The sequence below is a fragment of the Amycolatopsis keratiniphila subsp. keratiniphila genome (assembly GCF_001620365.2).
GTDB lineage: Bacteria > Actinomycetota > Actinomycetes > Mycobacteriales > Pseudonocardiaceae > Amycolatopsis > Amycolatopsis keratiniphila.
Genome location: NZ_LQMT02000005.1, coordinates 149499 through 172368 on the forward strand (window position 1 = coordinate 149499; position 22870 = coordinate 172368).

A 22870-nucleotide genomic window follows, 5' to 3' on the forward strand; every position below is an offset into this window, starting at 1 on the left:
ACGACCCTTTCCTGACATTTGGGGGCGACGAACGGCAGGGGACGGCTCCTCCCGAAGGTGGAGGGTTCGGATCAGGCTCCGGTCCGACGCGGTAGGATGGCCGGTCACGCCACGCTTTCCGCATGAGAAAAACGTTGGCGATACTGGCTTTCCTGCCACTGACCATGGCCATCCCGGCGACCGCCGAGGCGGCTCCGGCACTGCGCTGGACGTCGCCGTGCCCGGACTACGGCGTGACGCCCTCGCCTACCGAGGGCCTGGAATGCGCGAAACTCCGGGTGCCGCTGGACTACGCCGATCCCGGCGGCCGGACCATCGAGCTCACCATTTCCCGCAAGGCGAGCAATTCGCCGAAGCGGCGAGGCGTGCTGCTGATGAACCCGGGTGGCCCAGGGAGCCCCGGCCTCGCGATGCCCGCGCAACTCGCGCAGAGACAGGGACAGTCCGGCCTGCTCGACAGTTACGACGTGATCGGTTTCGACCCGCGCGGGACCGTCTACAGCACGCCGGTGACCTGTGACCTGAGCGAGGAGCAAAAGTTCATCCTCGTCGGCCCGTACGCGGAGGGCTCACGCGACGTCGCTGAGAAGGCGGCGAAGTCCCGCGTGGTGGCGAAGCAATGCGCCGGGTCGAAGACCGCGGATCTCCTGCCGCACATGACCACCGCCAATACCGCGCGCGATATGGACCGGATCCGCGCGGCGCTGGGGGAGCGGAAGATCTCGTACTACGGCGTTTCGTACGGGAGCTACCTCGGTGCCGCCTACGCGTCTATGTTCCCCGCGCGCACGGACAGGATCGTGCTGGACAGCCTGGTCGGCCCCGACGGACTGGACGTCCGGGCGCATCAGCGTTTCGCGGACGGCTTCGACGATCGCTTCGGCGACTTCGCGGCTTGGGCGGCGGCGCGCGACGACGTCTACCACCTCGGGCGGACACCGGCCGAGGTGACGGCGAAGTTCTTCGAGCTGGCCGAAAAGCGCCCAGGAATCCGCACGGACACCTGGGGAGCGCTGTACGACGACGCGAACTTCCCCGGACTCGCCGAGCGATGGGTCGCTCCGGCAGCGCAGGCACAAGGCGGTCCGCTCGACACCGACAACCACGCCGCGCTCCAGCTCCAGGTGCTCTGCAACGACTCCGACTGGCCGGAAAGCGTTCGCTACTACCAAAAAGCGGTCGAGCGCGCCCGCGTGACGCATCCGATGTTCGGCCCCGCGGCCGCGAACATCACCCCGTGCGCGTTCTGGCCCGTCGAGCGCCGCGAACCACCCGTGCGGATCCACGATCGCGGACCGGCGAACATCCTGCTGCTGCAGAACCTCCGCGACCCGGCGACCCCGCTCGTCGGCGCCCGCGAAATGCGGTCGGCGCTGGGCGCGCGGGCGAAGTTCGTCACCGTGGACGCCGGCGGGCACGGTGTCTTCACCATGGGCAACGCCTGCGGAAACGACTTCGTGATCCGGTATCTGCGGGACGGTGTCCTCCCGGCGGCCGACGCGCACTGCCGCTAGACCGAACGGCCCATACGTCACCCCGGATGCGGCCGAACGGCCGCTTGTACCCCTGGTAGCAGGACAAATACTTTCGAAATGTCGTGCAAGTCATACGGCAATTCACCGGTGGCGAAAGGTGGTACGCCATGAAGAGGACGGCTTCCCGGACGGGGATACTGGCGGCACTCGTGGGGCTGGCGGTGACGGCGCTGACCGCCGTCGCGAGTCCCGCCCATGCCGGGCCGGTCCAGCGTCAGGCAGCGACCGACGCGCAGGCGGTCGCGGCCTACTGGACCCCGGAGCGGATGCGGTCGGCGGTGCCGATCGAACAGCTGGTCCAGGCGCCCGCCTTCACCCCGAAGGATGTCGCGAAGGGCACGAGCACGATCATCCAGAGCATCCCCAACGGCGGGGGCGCGTGGACCGGCGCCGGCAAGGTCGTGCAGACCGCGGGCCGGGTGTTCTTCACCATGGGCGGGCGGAACGCGTCGTGCTCCGGTGACGCGGTCACGAGCACGAACGGCAGTGTCGTGATCACCGCCGGGCACTGCGTGAAGTACCAGGGCGCCTGGCACACCAACTGGACCTTCGCTCCCGGCTACAACAACGGCAACACGCCCTACGGCACCTGGGCCGCGAAGAGCACGCTGACCACTCCGCAGTGGGAAGCGAGCGAGGACATGAACTACGACATCGGCGCGGCCGTCGTGAACCCGCTCAACGGGCAGAAGCTGACCGACGTCGTCGGCGCGCAGGGGATCGCGTTCAACCAGGCGCGCAACCAGTCGATGTACACGTTCGGGTACCCGGCGGCGGCGCCGTACGACGGCTCGAAGCTGATCTACTGCAGCGGGAGCACGTTCACCGACTTCCTGCTCACCAAGGACCACGGGATGAACTGCAACATGACCGGTGGTTCGAGCGGCGGCCCGTGGTTCCTCAACTTCAGCGAGGCGACCGGTGCGGGCATCCAGGCCTCGGTGAACAGCTTCGGCTACAACTTCCTGCCCGGCTACATGTTCGGCCCGTACTTCGGCACGGACGCGCAGAACCTCTACAACAAGGCCCAGGCCGCCTGATCTCCTCCGCCGCCCGTCCACGTTCTGGGACTTTCGTCCCGGTGGGCGGGCGGCTTTCGGTCCGGCATATCCTGGTGCCCGTGAACTGGACAGTGGACGTTCCCGTCGACACGCTCCCCGAACTGCCACCCCTGCCGCCCGGCCTGCGTGACCGGCTCGACGACGCGCTTTCCCGGCCCGCCGCCCAGCAGCCCGAGTGGCCGGACGCCGAGCTGACGAAGCGCGTCCGCGGCGTGCTGGAGAGCGTGCCGCCGATCACCGTCCCCGCCGAGATCGACCGCCTTTCGGACCGGCTCGCCATGGTCGCCCGCGGCGAGGCGTTCCTGCTGCAGGGCGGCGACTGCGCGGAGACGTTCGAGTCGAACACCGAGCCGCATATCCGCGCCAACCTGCGCACCCTGCTGCAGATGGCCGTCGTCCTCACCTACGGCGCGAGCCTGCCGGTGGTGAAGGTCGGCCGGATCGCGGGCCAGTACGCGAAGCCGCGTTCGGCCTCCACCGACGCGCTCGGCCTGCCGGTGTACCGCGGCGACATCATCAACTCGCTCGTCGCCAAGCCCGAACTGCGCGTGCCCGACCCCGGCCGGATGATCCGCGCCTACGCGAACGCGGGCGCCGCGATGAACCTCGTCCGCGCGCTCACCGGCGCCGGCATGGCGGACCTGCACCAGGTGCACGACTGGAACAAGGACTTCGTGAAGTCCTCGCCCGCCAGCGAGCGCTACGAGGCGCTGGCCTCGGAGATCGACCGCGGCCTGCGGTTCATGTCGGCCTGCGGCGTCACCGACACCTCGCTCCAGTCCACCGAGATCTTCGCCAGCCACGAGGCGCTGCTGCTGGACTACGAGCGCTCCATGCTGCGGATGGACCGCGCGGACGCGGCGAACCCCAAGCTGTACAACCTGTCCTCGCACTTCCTCTGGGTGGGCGAGCGGACGCGGCAGCTCGACGGCGCGCACATCGCCTTCGCCGAACTGCTGGCCAACCCGATCGGTCTCAAGATCGGCCCGACGACCACGCCCGAGCAGGCCGTCGAATACGTCCGGCGGCTCGACCCGCGCAACGAGCCCGGCCGCCTGACGCTGATCGCCCGGATGGGCAACGGCAAGGTCCGCGAGGTGCTGCCCTCGATCGTCGAGAAGGTCGAGGCGTCCGGGCACAAGGTCATCTGGCAGTGCGACCCGATGCACGGCAACACGCACGAGTCTTCGACCGGCTACAAGACCCGGCACTTCGACCGGATCGTGGACGAGGTGCAGGGCTTCTTCGAGGTGCACCGCAAGCTCGGCACCTACCCGGGCGGCATCCACGTCGAGCTGACCGGCGAGGACGTCACCGAATGCCTCGGCGGCGCGCAGGAGATCTCGGATCTGGACCTTTCGGGCCGGTACGAGACCGCGTGCGACCCGCGGCTGAACACGCAGCAGTCGCTGGAGCTGGCGTTCCTGGTCGCGGAGATGCTGCGCGGCTGACCCGCCCCCTTACGCGCGCTATGAACGGTCCGTTCCTTGCAAATTTTGCAAGGAACGGACCGTTCATTGCATTCGCTAGGCGGTGTCCAGCAGGCGCGAAGCGGACTTGAGCACCCCATCGCGCAGCGAACCCACGTCCGAGACCGCCGCCCCGTTCGCCTGAAGTCCGATGTGGACCGAGTCGCGATAGGTCGCCACCGCGATCCCGATCGCCTGCCGCGGCGCCAGCGGCACGAACGGGTACACGCCCGAAACCCTCGTCCCGTCCAGGGTGAGGCGGTTGGGCGGCACCGGCACCGTGGTGACCACGAGATCGAACAGCAGCGGCGCGGCCAGCCCGGCGGCCTTCGAACCGAGCCGGTGCAGCATCGGCGGCATCCGGTCGGCGAGCAGCGGGAAGGCGCCCGCGCCCCGGGCCGGGCCCGCGGCCTTGTTCCGGCTCATCTCGCGTTGGACGGCCAGCAACCGCGCACGCGGATCGTCGAGGCCGACCGGCAGGTCGCACAGATATCCGGACAGCTTGTTCCCGCCGAGCTGCTCGGCGGAGCGCCCGCGCACGCTGACCGGGATGAGCGCCCGCAGTGTCCGGTCGTCGGCGCGCTGGCCGCGGTTGATCATCCATTCGCGCAGCGCGCCGCTGAGGATCGCCAGCACGACGTCGTTGGCGGTCCCGCCGTGGGCCCGGCGGATCCGCCGGATCTCGGCGGTGTCCAGCCGGACGAGGCCGAGCCGTCGTTCGGTCGACGGCGGCGCGCTGATCGGGGACAGCGGCGAACGGGTCGCGCGGACGACCGAGGAGGCGATCCCGGCCTGGGTGAGCGTCGAGCCGACCGCTTCCTTGACAGCGTCCACAGGGGAGCGAGGCGAGGGCGGCCCGGATCCGCTGTGCGGACGCCTCGGCGCGCGGGGGAGCTCGTCGAGCAGGCCGACGGCGACGGCGTACGCGCCCGCCCCGTCGGTCAGGGCGTGGTGCAGTTTCAGCAGCAACGCGAACTCGCCGTCCGGCAGGCCGGTGACGAGATGCAAGTCCCACAAGGGTTTTCCGGTGTCGAGCGGCCGTCCCATCCAGCGTGACGCGTAGGCGGAGAGCGGGTCCGGTTCGTACAGGGAGCTCAGGTGGTGATGTGAAATATGTTCACTGGCAACGAAATCCGGGTCTTCGGCCCAGATAGCGGCACCGGGCGGGAACAGCGCGGTGCGGGGACGCTGACGCAGCTTGGGGAGCCGCGCCGCCCGCTCGGCGAGCAGCGTGGTCAGCTCGCGCGCGTGCACCTGCCCGTGCGGGCGGAAGGTGACCACCGCCCCCATGTGCATGGGCGTCGTTTCGCTTTCCAGGCAAAGGAAAGCGACATCGAGTGCGCTCAGCTGCAGGCCTGACATCAGTGACCTTTCTCGGTGCTCCGGCTATGGGCACAACTGCACCAGCCTGACATGACGGGCGGGTGGTCGTCATGTTTCCTCGGCGCTAACTACCGCCGGTTTCACTCGAACGATGGGATCACCTTCGGACATGGACCACCGCTCTGCGACAGATGGTGGACAGTGCGTCCCGGGGTAACTCGTTAGCGGATCATCCGAGGAAACCGGCAGACTGCACGACCATGACCGACGAACCGAAGCGTCCCGAACCGCCGCTCACCGGCGACGAGCGCACCCAGCTGAACGGCTTCCTCGACTTCCTCCGCGCCACCGTCGTGTGGAAGTGCTCGGGCCTCACCGACGAGCAGGCCCGGCGGCCGCTCGTCCCCAGCGAACTGACCACCGTCGCCGGTCTGCTCGGGCATCTGACCCTCGTCGAGCAGTACTGGTTCAACGTGGTGCTCAACGGACAGGAGGACGTCTGGAAGGAGGCGCTGGAGGCCGATCCGGACGCCGAGTTCCGGGTCGCCATGCAGACCCCGATCGACCAGCTGATCGCCGCCTACGAGGCCGAGTGCGAGCGGAGCCGCAAGATCGTCGAAGCGATGGGGCTGGACGACGAGGTCCCCTTCCGCGGCGACCGCAAGGTCAACGTCCGGTTCGTGGTCGCGCACATGATCGAGGAGACCGGCAGGCACGCCGGCCACCTCGACCTGTTGCGCGAGCTGACGGACGGTCTCACCGGGGAGTGACGCGGCGAGGGGGCAGCGGGAAGAACCCGCTGGTCCGCTCGACGTACGTCGCGTATCCCGGCCGCGAACGCCGCAAACCCTTCTCCAGCAAAGGTTTTCCGGTCCCCTTGGCCAGCGTGTACGTCATCGCGACCGGCGACAGCACGGTCGCCGCCCCCACCCAGCTCGAACACGCCAGCAGGTACAGGCCCCACCACACGCACGCGTCGCCGAAGTAGTTGGGATGCCGGGTGTAGCGCCACAGCCCGCTGTCGAGCACCTTCCCCTTGTTGCCGGGGTCGGCCTTGAAGCGGCGCAACTGCTCGTCGCCGATCGTTTCGAACCCGAAGCCGACCAGCCATACGGCGACGCCCAGCCACGCCGTCACCCCGAAGGTGTCGCCGTACATCGCGAACTGGACGGGCAGCGAGACGAACCAGAGCACCACGGCCTGCACGAGGTACACGCGGACGAACAGCTTGAGCGCCGGATTCGGGCCGGCGTTCTGGGCCATCCGCACATAGCGCGGGTCTTCGGGAAGCTTGTGGTTGCGCAGGTGGAGGTGGACGCCGAGGCGCACACCCCAGACCGTGGTCAGCAGCGCGGCGACCACGCGCAACGCGACCGGCCCGTCCCCGAGCGGGGCCGCGACCAGCGCGACGAGCGCGAAGCCCGGCCCCCACAGCGTGTCGACGGTGTCGTACCGCTTCCGCCACCGCGCGATGCCGAAGGTGACGACGAAGGCCAGCAGTGTCGTGCCCGCCGTGACCGCGAGGGTCCCGCCGAGGGGCATCAGGACCACTCCCGGGTGGCGGGCAGCGCGCTCAGGCCCTCTTCTGAAGTACGGACCGCGAGGATCTGGTCCACGCCCATCCGGTTCTCCTCGAAGGCGAGCGCACCGCCGACGAGATACAGCCGCCAGACCCGCGCACCGGTTTCACCGATCAGCGCGACGACGTCGTCCCAGTTGCCTTCGAGCGTCCTTTCCCAGGCGCGGACCGTGCGCACGTAGTGCTCTCGCAGCGCGTGGACGTCGCGGATCTCGAACCCGGCGGTCTCCAGATGCCCGAGGGTGCGGCTCAGCGGCCGCATCGTCATGTCGGGGGCGATGTAGCGCTCGATGAACGCGCCGCCGCCGGGCGCCACCGCGCCGCGGGACATCTGCTGCAGGACCAGCCGTCCGGTGGGCTTGAGCATCCGGTACAGCGTCCGCGTGTACTCCGGGTAGTTCTCCTCGCCGACGTGCTCACCCATCTCGATGGACGCGACCGCGTCGAAGGGCTCGTCGCGCAGTTCGCGATAGTCCTGCCGCCGGACCTCGACGCGATCCTCCAGATCGTGCTGGACGAGGCGGCCGCGGACGTGCTGCAGCTGTTCCGCCGACAGTGTGATCCCGACGGCGGTCACGCCGTGATGTTTCGCCGCGTGCACGAGGAGCGAGCCCCAGCCACAGCCGACGTCGAGCAGCCGCATCCCCGGGCGCAGGCCGAGCTTGCGGCAGATCAGTTCGAGCTTGTCCCACTGGGCCTGTGCGAGGTCGTAACCCTCCTCCTCGGACGTCCAGTACGCCGACGAGTAGGCCATCGATTCGTCCATCAACAGCTGGTAGAAGGCGTTGCCGAGGTCGTAGTGATGCGCGATCGCGGACTTGTCGCGGAGCAGGGTGTGCAGCTTCCCGGACAGCCTGGCCTCCTCGGCGGGCGGCTTGGGCGGCGGCCCGACGACACCGAGGCTCACCGCGAGCCGCAGCGCCTCGGCCCAGTCGCGCGGGCCGAGCCCCGCGCCGCGCACGGCGCCCGAACGGGTCAGCGCCCAGATCCGGCGGAATCCGTCGGCGAGGTCGCCTTCGACGTCGAGATCACCCGAGACGTACGCCCTGGCCAGGCCCAATTCGCCGGGGGCGTAGAGGAGACGGCGCAGGGCCCGCCGGTTGCGGAGCACCACGGTCGGGGCATCCGGCGGACCGGCGCGTACGCCATCCCAGGTACGCAGACCGACCGGAAGGGCACCACCGAGGAGCCGCTCGACGAACGGGGCTAGGCGGGACACGGGACTGTTCGGCATAGTCGTCATTCGCTCCCGGACCGGAAAGGGATGGGTCGGATGCCGAGCCGGTTCACGAGATCCAATCCCCGCCCGAGCCGGCTCCGAATGCTTCACGTGCACACCAAGAGTCAACGCATCGGGGTCATCGGCAGCGGCGTGGCGGGCCTCACCGCCGCCTATCTCCTGCAACGCCGCTACGAGGTACTGCTGTTCGAAGCCGACGACAGGCTGGGCGGGCACGCGCACACCCACGACGTCCCGAGCGCGCACGGCGGCACCGTCGGCGTCGACTCCGGCTTCATCGTGCACAACGAGCGTACCTATCCGAACCTGCTCCGCCTGTTCGCCGAACTGGGCGTCGCCACCCGCGACACCGAGATGTCGATGAGCATCCGCTGCGACGGCTGCGGGCTCCAGTACGCCGGCGCGAAGGGCTTGAAGGGCCTGTTCGCGCAGCCGCGCAACGTCGCACGGGGCCGCTACCTGCGGATGCTCGCCGACGTCAAGCGCTTCCATCGGCACGCGAAGCGCGTCCTCGAAGCGCCCGAGGCCGGGGACGTCACCCTCGGCGCGTTCCTCGCGATCGGCGGGTACACGAAGTACTTCGTCGACCACTTCATGCTCCCGGTCGTTTCGACCGTCTGGTCCGCCGACCGGACCGACACGCTCAAATACCCCGCGCGCTACCTGTTCGAGTTCCTCCGCAACCACGGGATGCTTTCGGTCGGCGGGTCCCCGAAGTGGCGCACCGTCGTCGGCGGCTCTCGCGAGTACGTCGAGCGGGCGGCCAAACAGCTGACCGCGGTGCACCTGTCGACCCCGGTCCGCTCGGTCAAGCGCACCGCGCGGGGGATCGAGGTCCGCGACGACGCCGACACACGGCACCGGCTCGACAAGGTCGTCGTGGCCACGCACGCGGACCAGGCGCTGAAGCTGCTCGCGTCGCCGACCGCGGCCGAGCGCGACGTCCTCGGCTCCTTCCGGTACTCCAGCAACGAGGCGTGGCTGCACACCGATACCGGAGTGCTCCCGACGGCGGAATCGGCGCGGGCGGGCTGGAACTACGCGACCCCGTTCTGCGGTGCCCACCACGGCGCTGTGCAGGTGTCCTACGACATGAACCGCTTGATGCGGCTCGACGAGCCGAAGGGCTACGTCGTCACGCTCAACCCGGGCACCGGCCCGGCCGACGGTTCGGTGCTCGCCAAGATGACCTACGAACACCCCGTCTACACGCCGGAATCCGTGGCAGCCCAGCGACGGCTGGGCGAGCTGAACGACGCCACGGTCGCCTTCGCCGGCGCGTACCACGGTTGGGGTTTCCACGAGGACGGCTGCGCGTCCGGTGTCCGCGCGGCCGAGAACTTCGGGGTGCGATGGTGACCGTCATGGCCGTGCTCTACGACTCCACGGTGGCGCATGTCCGGCGCCTGGATCCGCCGATCTCGTTCGCCCACCGGATCTACCTGTGGTTCGTCGACCTCGACGTGCCGCCGAAGCTGCCGTGGTGGCTTCGCCCCTTCGCCCGCTTCGACTCGCGAGACCACTTCGCGCCCGACGACACCTCCAGCATCCGGTCCAAATTGGACCGCTGGCTCGCGGCGCGTGGCGTGGACCTCCGCGGCGGCCGGGTGCTGATGCTGGCCGGGGCGCGGATGCTCGGCCACAACTTCAACCCGATCACCCTGTACTGGTGCCACCGGCCCGACGGCGAACTCGAATGCGTCGTCGCCGAGGTGCACAACACCTACGGGGGCAGGCACGCGTACCTCCTTCGGCCCGACGCGGACGGGAACGCCTTCGCGGACAAGGAGTTCTACGTCTCGCCGTTCCAGTCGATGGACGGCGAGTACCGGATGTCGGTGCCCAGGCCGGAGTCGCTGCTCGCGGTCAAGATCGCCCTCCACCAGGGCGGGCGGACACCGCTGGTCGCGTCGTTGCGCGGCGTGCGACGTCCCGCCACCGCCAAGTGGCTGGCGCACATGCTGATCACCCGTCCGCTCATGCCGCACCGGGTCTCCGCGCTGATCCGGCGGCATGGGGTCAAACTGTGGTTGAAGAAGGCGCCGATGACACAGCGGACGCCCCAGACGGCCGGAGGCAGGCTTGATGGATGAATCGGCACGCCCGCGCCGGATGGCGCCCGTCCCCGGTGACGGCGAACCGGCCGGTCCGACGGCCGAGGACCTGCTCGTCCGGGTCGCGAAGGGCGACGAGCGGGCCTTCGACGCCTTGTACGACCGGCTCGCCGGGCCGGTCCTCGGCCTCGTGCGGCGGATCCTCCGTGACACCGCGCAGTCCGAAGAGGTCACGCAAGAGGTCATGGTGGAGCTGTGGCGCACGGCCACGCGCTACTCCCCGGAGCGGGGGAGCGCGCTGAACTGGGCCATGACGCTCGCGCACCGCCGTGCGGTCGACCGCGTCCGCTCGGCACGCGCCAGTTCGGACCGCGAGGTCAAGGCGACCTTCGAGGCCGCCCGCGCGCGGCCCTTCGACGAGGTGGCCGAGGCAGTCGCGGCCCGATGGGAGCGTTCGCAGGTACGCCGCTGCCTGACCACCCTCACCGAGCTGCAACGGGAATCCGTGCTGCTCGCCTACTACCAGGGCTACACCTATCGCGAGGTCTCGGAGGTGCTGCAGACGCCGCACGGGACCATCAAGACCCGTCTCCGGGATGGCCTGATCAGGCTCCGGGACTGTTTGGGGGTGACGGCATGACCATGCCCGAGATGCACACGCTCACCGGCGCGTACGCCGTCGACGCGCTGTCCGAAGTGGAGCGAGCGCAGTTCCAGCGGCACCTCGCCGAGTGTGCTTCGTGCGCGCAAGAGGTCCTCGAACTGCAGATGACGGCGACCCGGCTCGGTGCCGCGCTGGCCGAGGACCCGCCGCCCGAACTCAAGCGCCGCGTGCTCGCCGAGGCGATGGCGACCAGGCAACTGCCGCCGAAGACACGCTTCGGCGCGGGGGAGCGCGTCAAGGACCGGCGCCGCGCCCCGCGCTGGGCGATCGCCGCGGTCGCGGCGGCCGTCGTCGGGCTCGCGGGCACCGCCGTGTTCGGCGGGATCGCCTACGACAACCACTCGCAGCTGACGGCCGCGCGGGAGCGTGCGGCGCAGTACGCGGAGCGATACGCCCCGGTCGCCGACGTCCTTTCGGCCGCCGATCTCCGGACCGGGCACGCCGAGACCTCGGCCGGCGGCGGTGGCACCGTGATGATGTCGCGCGCGAAGGACCGGCTGGTGTTCATGGCGGCGCAGCTGCCGGCGAACGAACCGGGCCGGGTCTACCAGGCCTGGCTCATGTTCCCGGGTGCCGCGCCCAAACCCGCCGGGCTCATTTCCGGTGGTCAGGACGGTGCGCTGCTGGTCGCCGACGGGCTCGCCGGGGCCGAGAAATTCGCGCTCAGCGTCGAACAGGCGGGCGGATCACCGACCGGGGCGCCGTCGAAGGACGTCGTCATGGTCATGTCCATGCCCACCTGATCTTGCTCTTTACCAGGCCGCCGTTCGCCGCCGCGACCGGGTCTCGCTCTTGCGCCCGCGAACATGTTGTGGCAAAACACCTTTGCGACACACGGCGTGGCTACTGGATTCAAGCCAGCCTGGTGCATACCGTCCTGCTTCAACGTCGGCAGTTGACATAACTCTCAATCTGAACTTCAGCTCGAGGGTTCGGCACAGGCTCAGCGACCGGCGGGCAGCACGGGCACACACGATCAGGAAGGCGGCCCCGATGACGCCCCCGCACAACTACCTTGCGGTGATCAAGGTCGTCGGTATCGGCGGCGGCGGCGTGAACGCCGTGAACCGCATGATCGAGGTCGGCCTCAAGGGCGTCGAGTTCATCGCGGTGAACACCGACGCGCAGGCACTGCTCATGTCCGACGCCGACGTCAAGCTCGACATCGGCCGGGAACTGACCCGCGGCCTCGGTGCCGGCGCCGCCCCCGAGGTGGGGCAGAAGGCCGCCGAGGACCACCGCGAAGAGATCGAAGAGGTCATCAAGGGCGCCGACATGGTGTTCGTGACCGCGGGCGAGGGCGGTGGCACCGGCACCGGTGGCGCGCCGGTCGTCGCCCAGATCGCCCGCAAGCTCGGCGCGCTGACCATCGGCGTCGTCACCCGCCCGTTCACCTTCGAGGGCAAGCGCCGCAGCAAGCAGGCCGAAGAGGGTATCCAGCAGCTGCGCAACGAATGCGACACGCTCATCGTGATCCCGAACGACCGGCTGCTGCAGCTGGGCGACATCGGCGTCTCGCTGATGGACGCCTTCCGCTCGGCGGACGAGGTGCTGCTTTCGGGTGTCCAGGGCATCACCGACCTGATCACCACGCCGGGTCTGATCAACCTGGACTTCGCCGACGTCAAGAGCGTCATGTCCGGCGCGGGTTCCGCGCTGATGGGCATCGGCTCGGCGCGCGGCGAGGGCCGGGCGATCCAGGCGGCGGAGAAGGCGATCAACTCGCCGCTGCTGGAAGCGTCGATGGACGGGGCGCACGGCGCGCTGCTGTCGATCGCGGGCGGGTCGGACCTCGGCCTGTTCGAGATCAACGAAGCCGCGTCGCTGGTGCAGGAGTCCGCGCACCCGGACGCCAACATCATCTTCGGGACGATCATCGACGACTCGCTCGGCGACGAGGTCCGGGTCACCGTGATCGCGGCCGGGTTCGACGCCGGTACCCCGACCCACAAGAAGCTCGACCCGCCCGCGTTCGGCTCCCGCACGAACTCGACCGCGTCCGCGCAGGCCGGCCAGGTCAACACCGGTGGGGCGACTCCGGTGCAGAGCCCGCCCTCGGGCGCAACGCCGGTTCCGTCGACCGGGTCGAACGGTTACCCGGTCGCGCCGCCGCGCACGCACACGCCGATGCCGTCCGCCCGCAACGAGGGCAACGGTTCGCTGAGCGGCGGGCTCCCGCAGCCCGGCGGCGGTTCGCGCGGCTACTCGCCGATCGGGTCGAACACGAACCACGGCAGCCTGCCCGGCCGCGCCACCCCGGTGCACGACGACCCGTCGGACGACGAGGTCGACGTGCCGCCGTTCATGCGCCGGTAGTTCGCCAGTACGTTCCGTGAAGGCCTCCTTGACTACAGTCGAGGGGGCCTTCACTCAGGTCTAGGAGGAAAAGCGTGCGGGTACGGCGGGTCGTCACGACAAGGGCGGGCGGGGCTTCCCGCGCGCCTTACGACACCTTCAACCTCGGTGATCACGTCGGCGACGACGCGGGCGACGTCTACGCCAACCGCAAGCGCCTCGCCACCGAACTCGGCCTCGCCGAGGACAGGCTGGCGTGGATGGAGCAGGTCCACGGGCGGACCGCGACCATCGTGGACGGTTCGGAGGCCTCCGCCGCCGAAGCGACCGACGCGCTCGTGACGGCCGAGCCCGGCCTCGCGCTCGTGGTGCTCGTCGCCGACTGCGTACCTCTTCTGCTGGCCGACGCCGAAGCCGGTGTCGTCGCCGCCGTCCACGCGGGCCGCGTCGGCGCCAGGGTCGGCGTCGTCCCCGCCGCGGTCGAGGCGATGCGTTCGCTCGGCGCCCAACCGGCCAGGACCGAAGCGCTGCTCGGTCCCGCGATCTGCGGCGACTGCTACGAAGTCCCCGCCGACATGGCCGCCGACGTCGAAAAGCACGTCCCGGGCAGCGCCTGTAAAACCCGCAAGGGCACGCCGGGGCTCGACCTGCGGGCCGGACTCTGGCGGCAACTGGCCGACCTCGGCGTCGGCAAGATCGGTGTGGATCCACGCTGCACCAACGAAGACAAGACCCTCTTCAGCTTCCGTCGCGACGGCACCACGGGCCGGATCGCCGGAATCACGTGGCTGGACGCGTCGTGAGTGACGCCCGCAAGGGGGAACTCGCCGCCTCCCTCGCCGAAGTGGAAGAGCGGATCGCGGCCGCGTGCAAGTCCGCAGGCCGGGCCCGCGACGAGGTCAAGCTGCTCGCGGTCACCAAGACCTTCCCTGCGCTCGACGCCGCGCTGCTCGCCGACCTCGGCGCGCTCGACCTCGCCGAGAACCGCGATCAGGAAGCGGGCGCGAAGGCCGAAGAGGTCGCCGGTCTGCGGCCGGACGCCCGGATCCGCTGGCATATGGTCGGCAGCCTGCAGCGGAACAAGGCCAAATCGGTCGTGCGCTGGGCCGACGAGGTCCAGTCCGTCGACTCCGAACGGCTGGCCGAAGCACTCGCGAAGGCGACCAAGTCCGCCCTCGAATCAGGGCAACGCGAGCACCCGCTGGACGTCCTCATTCAAGTAAGTCTCGATGACGATCCGAAGCGCGGGGGCATTCGGTTGAGCGAAGTGAGCCATTTGGCGGAGCGGATAGCCCATGTGGGTGATATTCGCCTCCGGGGGCTTATGGCGGTCGCGCCGCTGGGTACTGATCCCGCGGAGGCGTTCGGGAAACTCGCCCGAGCGTCGGAGCGTCTACGGGAAGAACACCCAAATGCCCGTGAGATCTCCGCCGGAATGAGCAATGATCTCGAGCAGGCGATCGCGCACGGGTCGACCTGTGTGCGTGTCGGAACCGCGTTGCTCGGTGGACGCGGTTTAGCCTCGCCTTAGGGAATACCGTCCCGTCGTTACGGGGAGTGGCGGCGAGGGCGGGGGAGTACGTGCGGGACGCGGCTAAGGCTAGGGAGAGGCATGAGCGCGCTGCAGAAGCTGAAGGCCTACTTCGGGATGGTGCCCGCGGACGAAGACGGCTATGACGTCGAGGATGACTACCGGCGAGGCTACGCCGACGACGAGTACGACTACGACGACGAGCCGCCGGCCCGGTCACGGGGTGGACGTTACCGGGACGAAGTTGACACTTACGACGAGCCCGCACCCCGGCCTCGGTCACGCTCCGTGGCCAGTCCGGAGCCGGCCGTCCACGGAGCGCTGGCGATGGACCGTCAGCCGGAGCCGGTCGCGCGGCTGCGGCCGGTCACCGAGCCGGTGCGTCCGGCGGTGCGTGACCCGTTGAGCCGGATCACGACGCTGCACCCGACGAGCTACGCGGAAGCGCGCGCGATCGGGGAGCACTACCGGGAGGGCATCCCGGTGATCATGAACCTCACGGAGATGGAGAACGCGGACGCGAAGCGTCTCGTCGACTTCGCCGCGGGGCTCGCTTTCGCGTTGCGCGGCTCGATGGACAAGGTCACCAACAAGGTGTTCCTTCTCTCACCGCCCGATGTGGATGTCACCGCGGAGGACCGTCGGCGGATCGCCGAAGGCGGATTATTCCTGCGCGGCTGATCACCCGGTGACCGCTGAGCGCAGCCGGATGTGATTTTGTCGACTCATCGGCATCCGCGGCCCGTCAGCTGCGTCTTTTGACGCGAGGCATGGCAGAGTGGTTACGTGAATGCTGTGTTGCTGGTCGTCTGGTACGTGCTGTTCGCCTTCTGGCTCCTGCTGACGGCACGGATCGTCGTCGAGCTCGTGCGTGCTTTCGCTCGCGAGTGGCGTCCTGCCGGAGGGGTTGCGGTAACGCTCGAGACCATCTACACAGTGACCGACCCACCGGTTCGTCTGTTCAGACGAATCATCCCGACCGTACGAATCGGCGGCGTCGGACTGGACTTATCGATTATGGTGCTGCTGTTGGTTGTGTTCTTCGCGATGCAGCTGGCAACGCCAGGGTGATTTTCGGGGAAGCCCCGGTGGACCTGCAGGCCATGGAGTGCGTGAGGTGATCTGATGTCGTTGACCCCCGCTGACGTGCATAACGTCGCGTTCAGCAAGCCGCCCATTGGCAAAAGGGGCTACAACGAGGACGAGGTGGACGCGTTCCTCGACCTGGTGGAGACCGAGCTTGCCCGGTTGATCGAGGACAACAACGAGCTGCGGCAGCAGGTCGAACAGCTCGACAACGAGCTCGAGACCACCCGTGGTGAGCTTGAGAACGCCAAGGCCGGCGCCGTCGGCCCGCCGCCGCAGGTACGCGACGAGCCGTCGCGCCGCCTGGCGCCGGTGCCGCCGCCGCAGTCGGCGATGGAGCAGACCCAGGCCCACTCGATGGTGCCGGACAACGGGGAGCCCAACGTCCAGGCCGCGAAGGTGCTCGGGCTGGCCCAGGAAATGGCCGACCGGCTCACCGCCGAGGCCAAGACCGAGTCGGACGGCATGCTCGCCGAAGCCCGGACCAAGTCCGAGCAGCTGCTGTCGGACGCGCGGTCCAAGTCGGACTCGATGGTGAACGAGGCACGCACGCGTGCCGAGACGATGCTGAACGACGCGCGGACCCGTGCCGAGACCTTGGAGCGCCAGGCGCGCGACAAGGCGACGACCATGGAGCGCGAGGCTCAGCGCAAGTACACCGAGACCATGAACAACATGAACGCGGAGAAGGGCTCGCTGGGCAAGAAGATCGAAGAGCTGCGCACGATCGAGCGGGAGTACCGCACGAGGCTGCGCGGGTTCCTCGAGTCCCAGCTGCGTGAGCTCGACGACCGTGGTTCGGCCGCTCCCGCTTCGGCGTCCTCGTCGAGCTCGGGGCAGTCGTCGTCCTCCGGTGGCGGACAGGGCTACTCGTTCGGCCCGCGGGCTGAAGCGGGCTGATTTCTACACACTGGAACGGCCTCGGCACTCTCCGGAGGGTCGGGGCCGTTTCGCTGTGCGCTCGTGTTGTAATTCACCGTGCTCTTCATCGTCCTGGTACTGGTACTGGCGGCTCTGGGGCTGCTCGTCGCGGCGCTCATCACCGCGAACTCCCTGTGGGCTTGGATCTCCATCGGCCTCTCCGTCGTCGCGGGGTTGCTGCTCCTCTTCGACTGGCTGCGCCGCCGGAAGAAGCGAGCGGCCCCCGCTGAAGAAGAAGCGGCCGAAGACGCGTCCGACGAGGACGAGCCCGCCGACGGTGAGGAAAAGAAACCCGAGGACGTCGAGCAGACCGTCTTGATGCCCGCCGCGGGTGAGCTGGGCGATGCGGAGGACACCCCCGAGCCGCAGCAGACCGGCGACCCCGGCGAGGAGAAGAGCGACCCCGCGGATGTGGCCGTCGTCTCCGAACTCGAGATCGAGGTCGTCGTCGTCGACGAGTACCCGCGCTATCACGTGACTTCGTGCGAGTGGCTCGAAGCAAGGGACACCATCCCGCTCGGCATCGGTGAGGCGCGGCAGCTCGGGTTCACCCCGTGCGCGCTGTGCACGCCCGACGCCGAGATCGCCGGGAAGCACCGCGAGAAGGCTTAGAACTTCTGCGCCGCTTCGCCGACCGCCACGACGTCGGCGGCGATCGTGTCGAGCACCAGGCGCTGTTCCTCGTCCGCGTCCCGCGGCACGGGGATTTCCGCGGTTTCGTCGGTACCGAGTGTGCGCGCCGCCTCGTCGACGGCATCCGCCGCTTCGGCCGATCCGGGCCGCAGCAAGAGCGATGACGCCGTGACGGACAGGCCACGCAACGCTTCGGCGGCCTTCTCCAGCGCGTCTTGTTGACCGGGCGAGGGTTCCTTGGTGCCGGGTTCCGCCGCGAGCAGCCCGTGATGGGCGATGGTGGCGGCACGGAACTCGCGGCCGAGCGTCCGCGGGTCGACGTCCTGGCCGCGTAGTTTCAGCGCCACCGAGCCGAGCAGCTCCCGGGTGGCGCCGACGGCGTTCTCGAACCGTTCCGTGGGGCCGGGTTTCGGCACCCCGGGGATCGCGGCGAACCCGAACAGCAGCGCGATGACGCCGGCGAGGACCATCAGGAGCAGGTACTCGACGAGGACGTAACGCGGGTCGAGATGCCGGGTGGTCGCGTTCATGCCGACCGACATCAGGACCATGCAACCGTTGAAGATCGCCGGCCGCGTCTGCATGAACGAGAACCCGCCGAGGAGCGCGACGAGCCCGATCGGCAGCAGAAACCCTTGCGGCAGAAGCCAAAGAACGAGACCGAGCACGACGGCGCCGCCGAGCGATCCGCCGATCCGCTGCCATGCCTTGCCGAGGCTGTCCCGCCATTCCGGTTGCAGGATGGCGAAGGTGCCGAGCAGGAACGACACGGTGAGCGGGTCGCCGGGCCGGAAACTCGCGACCACCAGCGCCAGCCCGACGCCGAGCCCGCAGCGGAGCGCGTGCCGGAACTGCGCCGACTGCCAGGAAAACGCGCCGCCCAGCTCGATCCGGCGCAGTTCCTTGCGGAGCCCCTTCGGAACGTCCACACGAGACTCGTCGCGTTCGGTCGCCGAGGCCCGGATGGTTTCGAGTGCCTCCCAGAGCGCGGTGACGAGCCTCGCCGTGGCGCCGGGCAACCCACCGGTTTCGTTGCGCCGCACCGGTTGGACGTCGTTCGGCGCGGTGGGGCTTCGGACGGCTTCGGCCAGCCTCGCGGCTTCTTCTTTGGCGGCGTCGAGTGTTTCGCCGATTTCCTTGCTGTTCAGTCGTTTCCGGCGGATCTCCAGCAGCCCGGTGGCCGCGCGATAGCGGAACAGTCCGCCGAGGACCCCGCCGGTCCAGCGACGGGGCCGGTCCGCGAGCCAAAGCCTCGCCGCACGCACTTGAGTCTCGGAAGTATCCGTCGAGAGCGCGTCGGCCAGCGCGTCACGGGTCGGCTTGGCGGGATCCTTCGCGCCTATCAGCACCCGCAACAGGATCACGACCCCCACCGCGAGCGCGGGCGCGCCCAGGATCTGCCCCGCCGACGCCGTCCCCGTCAACTGGAAGCCGTACCCGAACAGTGACGCCATCCCGAGCCCGAGCCCCACCGTCACGAACCGCGGCCCGAGCACGGGCAGCAGGCCGGCCACGACCACGATCGCCACCAGCAGCCCGATCGCCGCCCACTGCGACACCGCGCCCAGCAACCGCGGCACCCCGACCGCGAGGATCAGCGCGGGCGCGAACCACGCCAGCAACCGCAGATCCGCCCACAGCGGCCCGCCGACCGCCGCGATGAGGCAGAAGAGCGCGGTGAGGGCGGCCAGGGCGGCCGCGTTGCCCAGTCCCAAGAGGAACCCGAGCCCGCTGACGCCACCGAGGACGACCAGCAGGACGATGAGGAGTCCAGGCCCTTTCATCGGGCCCCGCAGATCGGCATACCGTCAACCTAGATGCGGCGGCGGGGACGGCAACTCGGGGGCTTGGACTTACTGTTCGTCGTCGCTCATGACGTCCAGGAGCAGGTCACCTGGCAGTGTCAGAAGCCGCCGGAGAAGCGGCCGGTCGAGCTCAATCGCGTGTTCGGTCGCATGCGACGCCGCCAAGCAAAACCAGTCGGCCACGTACCCTTCGCTGATCAACTGCCATACCGCGTCGGCCTTGGGCTCAAGCCGATCGAGAAGCCAGTGAAGATGATCGGCAAGCTCGCCACCCGGCGGTAAGTCCGACGACAGCAGCCACAGCGATACCGGACGGACGGTTCCCGAACGCCATCCGACCGGCTCCCCGACCTCGAACGCCTGTGACGGTTCCAAAGTGAGTAGTCGAGTCACCGACGTAGCGCTTCCACCGTGATCGCCAGAGATCCGAAACGTCGCTCGTGTCCGCATCAGTACATGGTCGCGTAGCAAATGCCTTTGCCGCGAGGGAAATGCCCGCCCACGACAGTGGATGCGAGGCTTCTTCGCGGGTCTTTGTAGTCTGAATATGCTATAGCACAGGTGTTCGATCCGGCGTAGCGTTGATCTTGTGTCCAGCGACGAAGCCTCCCCCAAGACGTCCACCGAGTGGTGGCGCGTCGATACGGCGACGCTGCACGTCCGCAAACAGGAACTCGAAGTCCTGAAGCGCCAGTTGGATGCCGAGCAGAGCGCGATCCTGGCCGAAATCAATTCCCGCGGGATCCGCGGCTGCAGCGGTCATTCGACGTTGGCCGGGTTGATTCTCGAGGATTTCCTGGTGTCGGACAAGGAAGCCGCCGCCCGCGCCGATCGGGTGCTGGCCCTGCATCCTGGCCCATCGATCGGCGGGGATCCCGAGCCGTCGTTGGCGCCGTTGACGGCCGAGGCGGCTGCGGAGGGTGCGATCGGTGGGGGTCAGATCGACGCGATCATCAAGACACTCGCCCGGATCCCGTCGAGCGTTCCCGAAGCGGACGTGCGGGCCGGGGAGAAGATCCTGGTCGACTTGGCCCGGTGTGCGGGGCCACGCCAGATCGCCCGTGCCGGACGTCGCCTGCTCGACGAGCTCGACCCGGACGGTAAGGAACCCCGTGACGAGGATCCGAAGGAGACTCGGCCGGAGCTGCGGTTCGTCAAGCACCGCGACGGCACCTTAGGTCTCAAGGCTCGCCTGGATCTGGAAACCTACGCCCGGTTGAAGTCCGATCTGGATCCGATGGCCAAACCCCACAAAGCCATCGACGGAGTCCGTGATTCCCGGACTCAGGACGAACGCTACGGGGATGCCTTCACCGACTACGTGCGGTTGAAGACCACCAGCCGCAACCTCCCCGGCCAAGCCGGCGAAGCGACTCACATCCTCATCACCATGTCCTACGACGACTTGATCCGCGACATCGGCGAAGCCCACCTCGACCTAGTCGGGCCGATCAGCGCGACCGACGCCCGCATCCTCGCCTGCGATGCCCGCGTCCGCCCCGGCGTCCTCGGCACCGCAGGCGAACCCCTCGACATCGGCCGCTCCAAACGCACCGTGTCGCTGGCCCAGAAATACGCACTCACCATCCGCGACGGTGGCTGCGCGTTCCCGGGCTGCGACATGCCCGTACCTCGTTGTACGGCTCACCACATTGTTTTCTGGCGGCATCACGGCGAGACGAAGATCGACAACCTCGTCCTGCTCTGCACCAAACATCACCGGCTGATCCACCGCAGCGAATGGAAGGTCCAGATCGCCCAAGACGGACTGCCGGAGTTCACCCCGCCCGCTTACCTCGACCCGAGCGGGGCACCGAGGAGGAACAGCATGCACCTCAGGACATAGGCCGTTTGGTGACTGTATAACGACCTACACGGCTGCGCTCAGGGCCGCCGGCTCAACGATCGGGGCCTGCCCTTAAGCGCGCAAAAGGTAAGCCCGATTCCGCAATGCCCTGGCCCGCGCCGTGGGAGCCAGCCGGACGGCCTCTTCCGCGGCATCGGCGGCGTCCTCGAAACGCTCCATCGTCAAGAAGAGCTCCGCGAGATCGGCGCGGGTCCAGCCGAGCGCGTCGGTGTTCTCGGCGGACTCGAAGCTTTCGGCGGCCATGAGCAGCCGGAAAGCGGCCTCGTCGAGATCGCCGAACGACTGCGAGAGCTTTCCGTGGGTGTACAGCACTTCGGCCTGCACCTCAGGGTTGTCACCGGCAGGGTCGGGCTTGTCGATCAAGTCGAGAGCGGTCTTCGGATCGCCTGTGAACGCCAGGATCCATACCGCCATCAGCCGTGCGCGGGCGGCGTTCACGTAGTCGAACTTCGCCAGGAAGAGGTCCATGGCATCCCGCGCGAACGTCAAGGCTCGCGAAGGGGCCTCTTCCAGATACAGCGCAGCGCGCCGGAACGCGCTTGCCCCGGGATCGGTGGCCCCGGCAAGTCCGCCGGAACCGGCGCGACGGCGACGCGCGAGCAGTTCACCTTCGGGGTTCGGCAGGAGCTCGTCGAACCGTTCCCACATGACGGCGGCGAACTCAGGATCGTCTTCGTTGCGTTCGGCCAGGGAAGCCAGTTCCTCCACGGTCGTCGGATAGATCACGAGGCGCGATCCCATTCGCTTGGTACGGGGCAGCAACGCCGAACCCAGGTCCACTGCGACCGGTGCCGGCTCCGCGGCGAGCGACGCCCGGATCCGCCGGCTTTGCGCGGAGTTGCCGTTGCGGGCGTCGAACCGGGCGGCGATCTCCAGCGCGAGGGACGCGTGGGAGTCCGTCACCAAGGCCGCCGCGGCGTGGAACTCCATCGTCCCGAAAGGCGTCGGCCGCCACCCGCCGTGCCGGTCGACCAATTTCCGGGCCGCGGCGTGATTCCCCGTGTGTGCGCAGAACTCGACGTGCCGGGCCAGCGAGCCGAGCTCCGCCGGTTCGGTCCAGAAGGCCGAATACGAGGCCCGGAACGCTTCCACCGCGTCGTCGAGCCGTCCGGCTCGGGCGAACGGGAGCATCAGTGCCGCGAGCATCGCGTGCGGCTGCCGGGAGCAGTAGTCGTCGTCGGAGAAGAGCTCGACGGCGTCGTCGACGCGGCCGATCCGGAGCAGGTGGTCGATCTTCAATCCGGTGTCGCACTGGCCGCATCGCGAGCTTTCCGCGGGAGCCTCGTAGCCGATGTCCGCGTCGGTGCCGAGATGCGACGCGATGATCAGGCGGTTGTCGGGCATCGGCCCGAAGAGCCGTTCGCCTTCGTCGAGCACGGCGAGGGTGTCCGCGAGCGGAACGCGCGGGTCTTCGACGAACGCCTCGGCCAGGTGGTCGAACACCGGCCTGAGCTCGGGATCGCCGGAGTCCAGACACAGGGAGAGAGGCTCGAACGCCTTCGCGGGCTCGCCGCCGAGCAGGTACGCGGTGGCGAGCCGGACGCGCGCCTCGTTCCGATGCGCGATCAAGCCGAGCGCGTCCACGCGACGAGTCACCTTCTCGAGCGCGGCGATCTGCCCCGGGCCTTCCCACATCCGGTCGGTGACGCGGATCTGGCGCCACAGCTGTTCTTCGGTGTCCATCACCCTCCTCGGGCAGGAGCCTAATCACGGCCGCCGGCCGCCGCCTCCGAGTTTCCGCCCACCCCGGACAACCCGGTTGCCCCCGCGCGCTACCCTTGACTCAACTGGCACCGATCCGGCCATC

General features: G+C 68.8%; 22 protein-coding genes. 16 read left to right on the top strand and 6 right to left on the bottom strand.

Features of this window, described 5'->3' with window-relative positions:
• Positions 1–122: 122 nt before the first annotated feature.
• The 3 genes from AVR91_RS02730 (at position 123) to AVR91_RS02740 (ending at position 4047) form a co-directional block, all read left to right on the top strand.
• Complete coding sequence (locus tag AVR91_RS02730; RefSeq protein ID WP_063270971.1) at positions 123–1514, top strand: alpha/beta hydrolase; 1392 nt, start codon at positions 123–125, stop codon at positions 1512–1514.
• A 128-nt stretch (positions 1515–1642) separates the two neighbouring features.
• Positions 1643–2575, top strand: a complete 933-nt coding sequence (locus AVR91_RS02735) for a trypsin-like serine peptidase (RefSeq protein ID WP_063270972.1) — start codon at positions 1643–1645, stop codon at positions 2573–2575.
• 80 nt (positions 2576–2655) lie between these two features.
• Positions 2656–4047, top strand: a complete 1392-nt coding sequence (locus tag AVR91_RS02740; protein WP_063270987.1) for a class II 3-deoxy-7-phosphoheptulonate synthase — start codon at positions 2656–2658, stop codon at positions 4045–4047.
• Positions 4048–4122: 75 nt separating this feature from the next.
• Here the strand turns inward: AVR91_RS02740 and AVR91_RS02745 are convergent, their stop codons facing one another.
• Positions 4123–5427, bottom strand: coding sequence for a wax ester/triacylglycerol synthase family O-acyltransferase (locus AVR91_RS02745; protein ID WP_211282616.1), 1305 nt, complete (start codon positions 5425–5427; stop codon positions 4123–4125).
• 221 nt (positions 5428–5648) lie between these two features.
• Here AVR91_RS02745 and AVR91_RS02750 point away from each other — a divergent pair, with 221 nt between their 5' ends.
• Positions 5649–6158, top strand: coding sequence for a DinB family protein (locus AVR91_RS02750; RefSeq protein ID WP_063270974.1), 510 nt, complete (start codon positions 5649–5651; stop codon positions 6156–6158).
• Here the strand turns inward: AVR91_RS02750 and AVR91_RS02755 are convergent.
• A complete protein-coding gene (locus tag AVR91_RS02755; RefSeq protein ID WP_063270988.1) occupies positions 6145–6930 on the bottom strand; it encodes a DUF1295 domain-containing protein in 786 nt (261 codons plus the stop codon). The genes AVR91_RS02750 and AVR91_RS02755 overlap by 14 nt on opposite strands.
• Positions 6930–8201 (bottom strand): SAM-dependent methyltransferase, encoded by a 1272-nt coding sequence (locus AVR91_RS02760; protein ID WP_063270975.1) that lies wholly within the window; start codon positions 8199–8201, stop codon positions 6930–6932. The genes AVR91_RS02755 and AVR91_RS02760 overlap by 1 nt, the downstream gene beginning before the upstream one ends.
• Before the next feature lie 87 nt (positions 8202–8288).
• On the opposite strand from AVR91_RS02760, the gene AVR91_RS02765 reads away from it, so the two are divergent.
• From AVR91_RS02765 to AVR91_RS02815, 11 genes are all read left to right on the top strand, one after another.
• A complete protein-coding gene (locus AVR91_RS02765) occupies positions 8289–9566 on the top strand; it encodes an NAD(P)/FAD-dependent oxidoreductase (RefSeq protein ID WP_063270976.1) in 1278 nt (425 codons plus the stop codon).
• Complete coding sequence (locus AVR91_RS02770) at positions 9560–10300, top strand: DUF1365 domain-containing protein (protein ID WP_063270977.1); 741 nt, start codon at positions 9560–9562, stop codon at positions 10298–10300. Before AVR91_RS02765 ends, AVR91_RS02770 begins: the two co-directional genes overlap by 7 nt.
• Entirely contained in the window at positions 10293–10901 is a 609-nt protein-coding gene (sigK, locus tag AVR91_RS02775) for an ECF RNA polymerase sigma factor SigK (RefSeq protein WP_063270978.1), read from the top strand. Before AVR91_RS02770 ends, sigK begins: the two co-directional genes overlap by 8 nt.
• Entirely contained in the window at positions 10898–11668 is a 771-nt protein-coding gene (locus AVR91_RS02780; RefSeq protein WP_063270979.1) for an anti-sigma factor, read from the top strand. The genes sigK and AVR91_RS02780 overlap by 4 nt, the downstream gene beginning before the upstream one ends.
• 250 nt (positions 11669–11918) lie before the next feature.
• The gene (gene ftsZ, locus AVR91_RS02785) at positions 11919–13241 is read left to right on the top strand and encodes a cell division protein FtsZ (protein WP_063270980.1); all 1323 of its coding nucleotides are present in this window, start codon (positions 11919–11921) and stop codon (positions 13239–13241) included.
• Between the two features lie 74 nt (positions 13242–13315).
• Positions 13316–14023: a peptidoglycan editing factor PgeF gene (gene pgeF, locus AVR91_RS02790; protein ID WP_063270981.1), complete on the top strand. Its 708-nt coding sequence runs from the start codon at positions 13316–13318 to the stop codon at positions 14021–14023.
• Complete coding sequence (locus AVR91_RS02795; RefSeq protein ID WP_063270982.1) at positions 14020–14751, top strand: YggS family pyridoxal phosphate-dependent enzyme; 732 nt, start codon at positions 14020–14022, stop codon at positions 14749–14751. Before pgeF ends, AVR91_RS02795 begins: the two co-directional genes overlap by 4 nt.
• A gap of 81 nt (positions 14752–14832) precedes the next feature.
• Positions 14833–15432, top strand: coding sequence for a cell division protein SepF (locus AVR91_RS02800; RefSeq protein WP_016335930.1), 600 nt, complete (start codon positions 14833–14835; stop codon positions 15430–15432).
• Between the two features lie 114 nt (positions 15433–15546).
• Positions 15547–15822 (top strand): YggT family protein, encoded by a 276-nt coding sequence (locus tag AVR91_RS02805; protein ID WP_005155180.1) that lies wholly within the window; start codon positions 15547–15549, stop codon positions 15820–15822.
• 54 nt (positions 15823–15876) lie between these two features.
• Positions 15877–16737, top strand: coding sequence for a DivIVA-like cell division protein Wag31 (wag31, locus tag AVR91_RS02810; RefSeq protein WP_063270983.1), 861 nt, complete (start codon positions 15877–15879; stop codon positions 16735–16737).
• Positions 16738–16815: 78 nt separating this feature from the next.
• On the top strand, positions 16816–17370 hold the full coding sequence (locus AVR91_RS02815) for a hypothetical protein (RefSeq protein WP_063270984.1): 555 nt from the start codon (positions 16816–16818) through the stop codon (positions 17368–17370).
• Here AVR91_RS02815 and AVR91_RS02820 read toward each other — a convergent pair.
• The gene (locus AVR91_RS02820) at positions 17367–19175 is read right to left on the bottom strand and encodes an FUSC family protein (protein WP_063270985.1); all 1809 of its coding nucleotides are present in this window, start codon (positions 19173–19175) and stop codon (positions 17367–17369) included. The genes AVR91_RS02815 and AVR91_RS02820 overlap by 4 nt on opposite strands.
• A gap of 69 nt (positions 19176–19244) precedes the next feature.
• A complete protein-coding gene (locus tag AVR91_RS02825) occupies positions 19245–19646 on the bottom strand; it encodes a DUF4279 domain-containing protein (protein WP_083737328.1) in 402 nt (133 codons plus the stop codon).
• A gap of 139 nt (positions 19647–19785) precedes the next feature.
• Here AVR91_RS02825 and AVR91_RS02830 point away from each other — a divergent pair, with 139 nt between their 5' ends.
• The gene (locus AVR91_RS02830) at positions 19786–21042 is read left to right on the top strand and encodes an HNH endonuclease signature motif containing protein (RefSeq protein ID WP_076857237.1); all 1257 of its coding nucleotides are present in this window, start codon (positions 19786–19788) and stop codon (positions 21040–21042) included.
• A gap of 72 nt (positions 21043–21114) precedes the next feature.
• Here AVR91_RS02830 and AVR91_RS02835 read toward each other — a convergent pair whose 3' ends face one another.
• The gene (locus AVR91_RS02835; RefSeq protein WP_063276553.1) at positions 21115–22746 is read right to left on the bottom strand and encodes a hypothetical protein; all 1632 of its coding nucleotides are present in this window, start codon (positions 22744–22746) and stop codon (positions 21115–21117) included.
• Positions 22747–22870 lie beyond the last annotated feature (124 nt).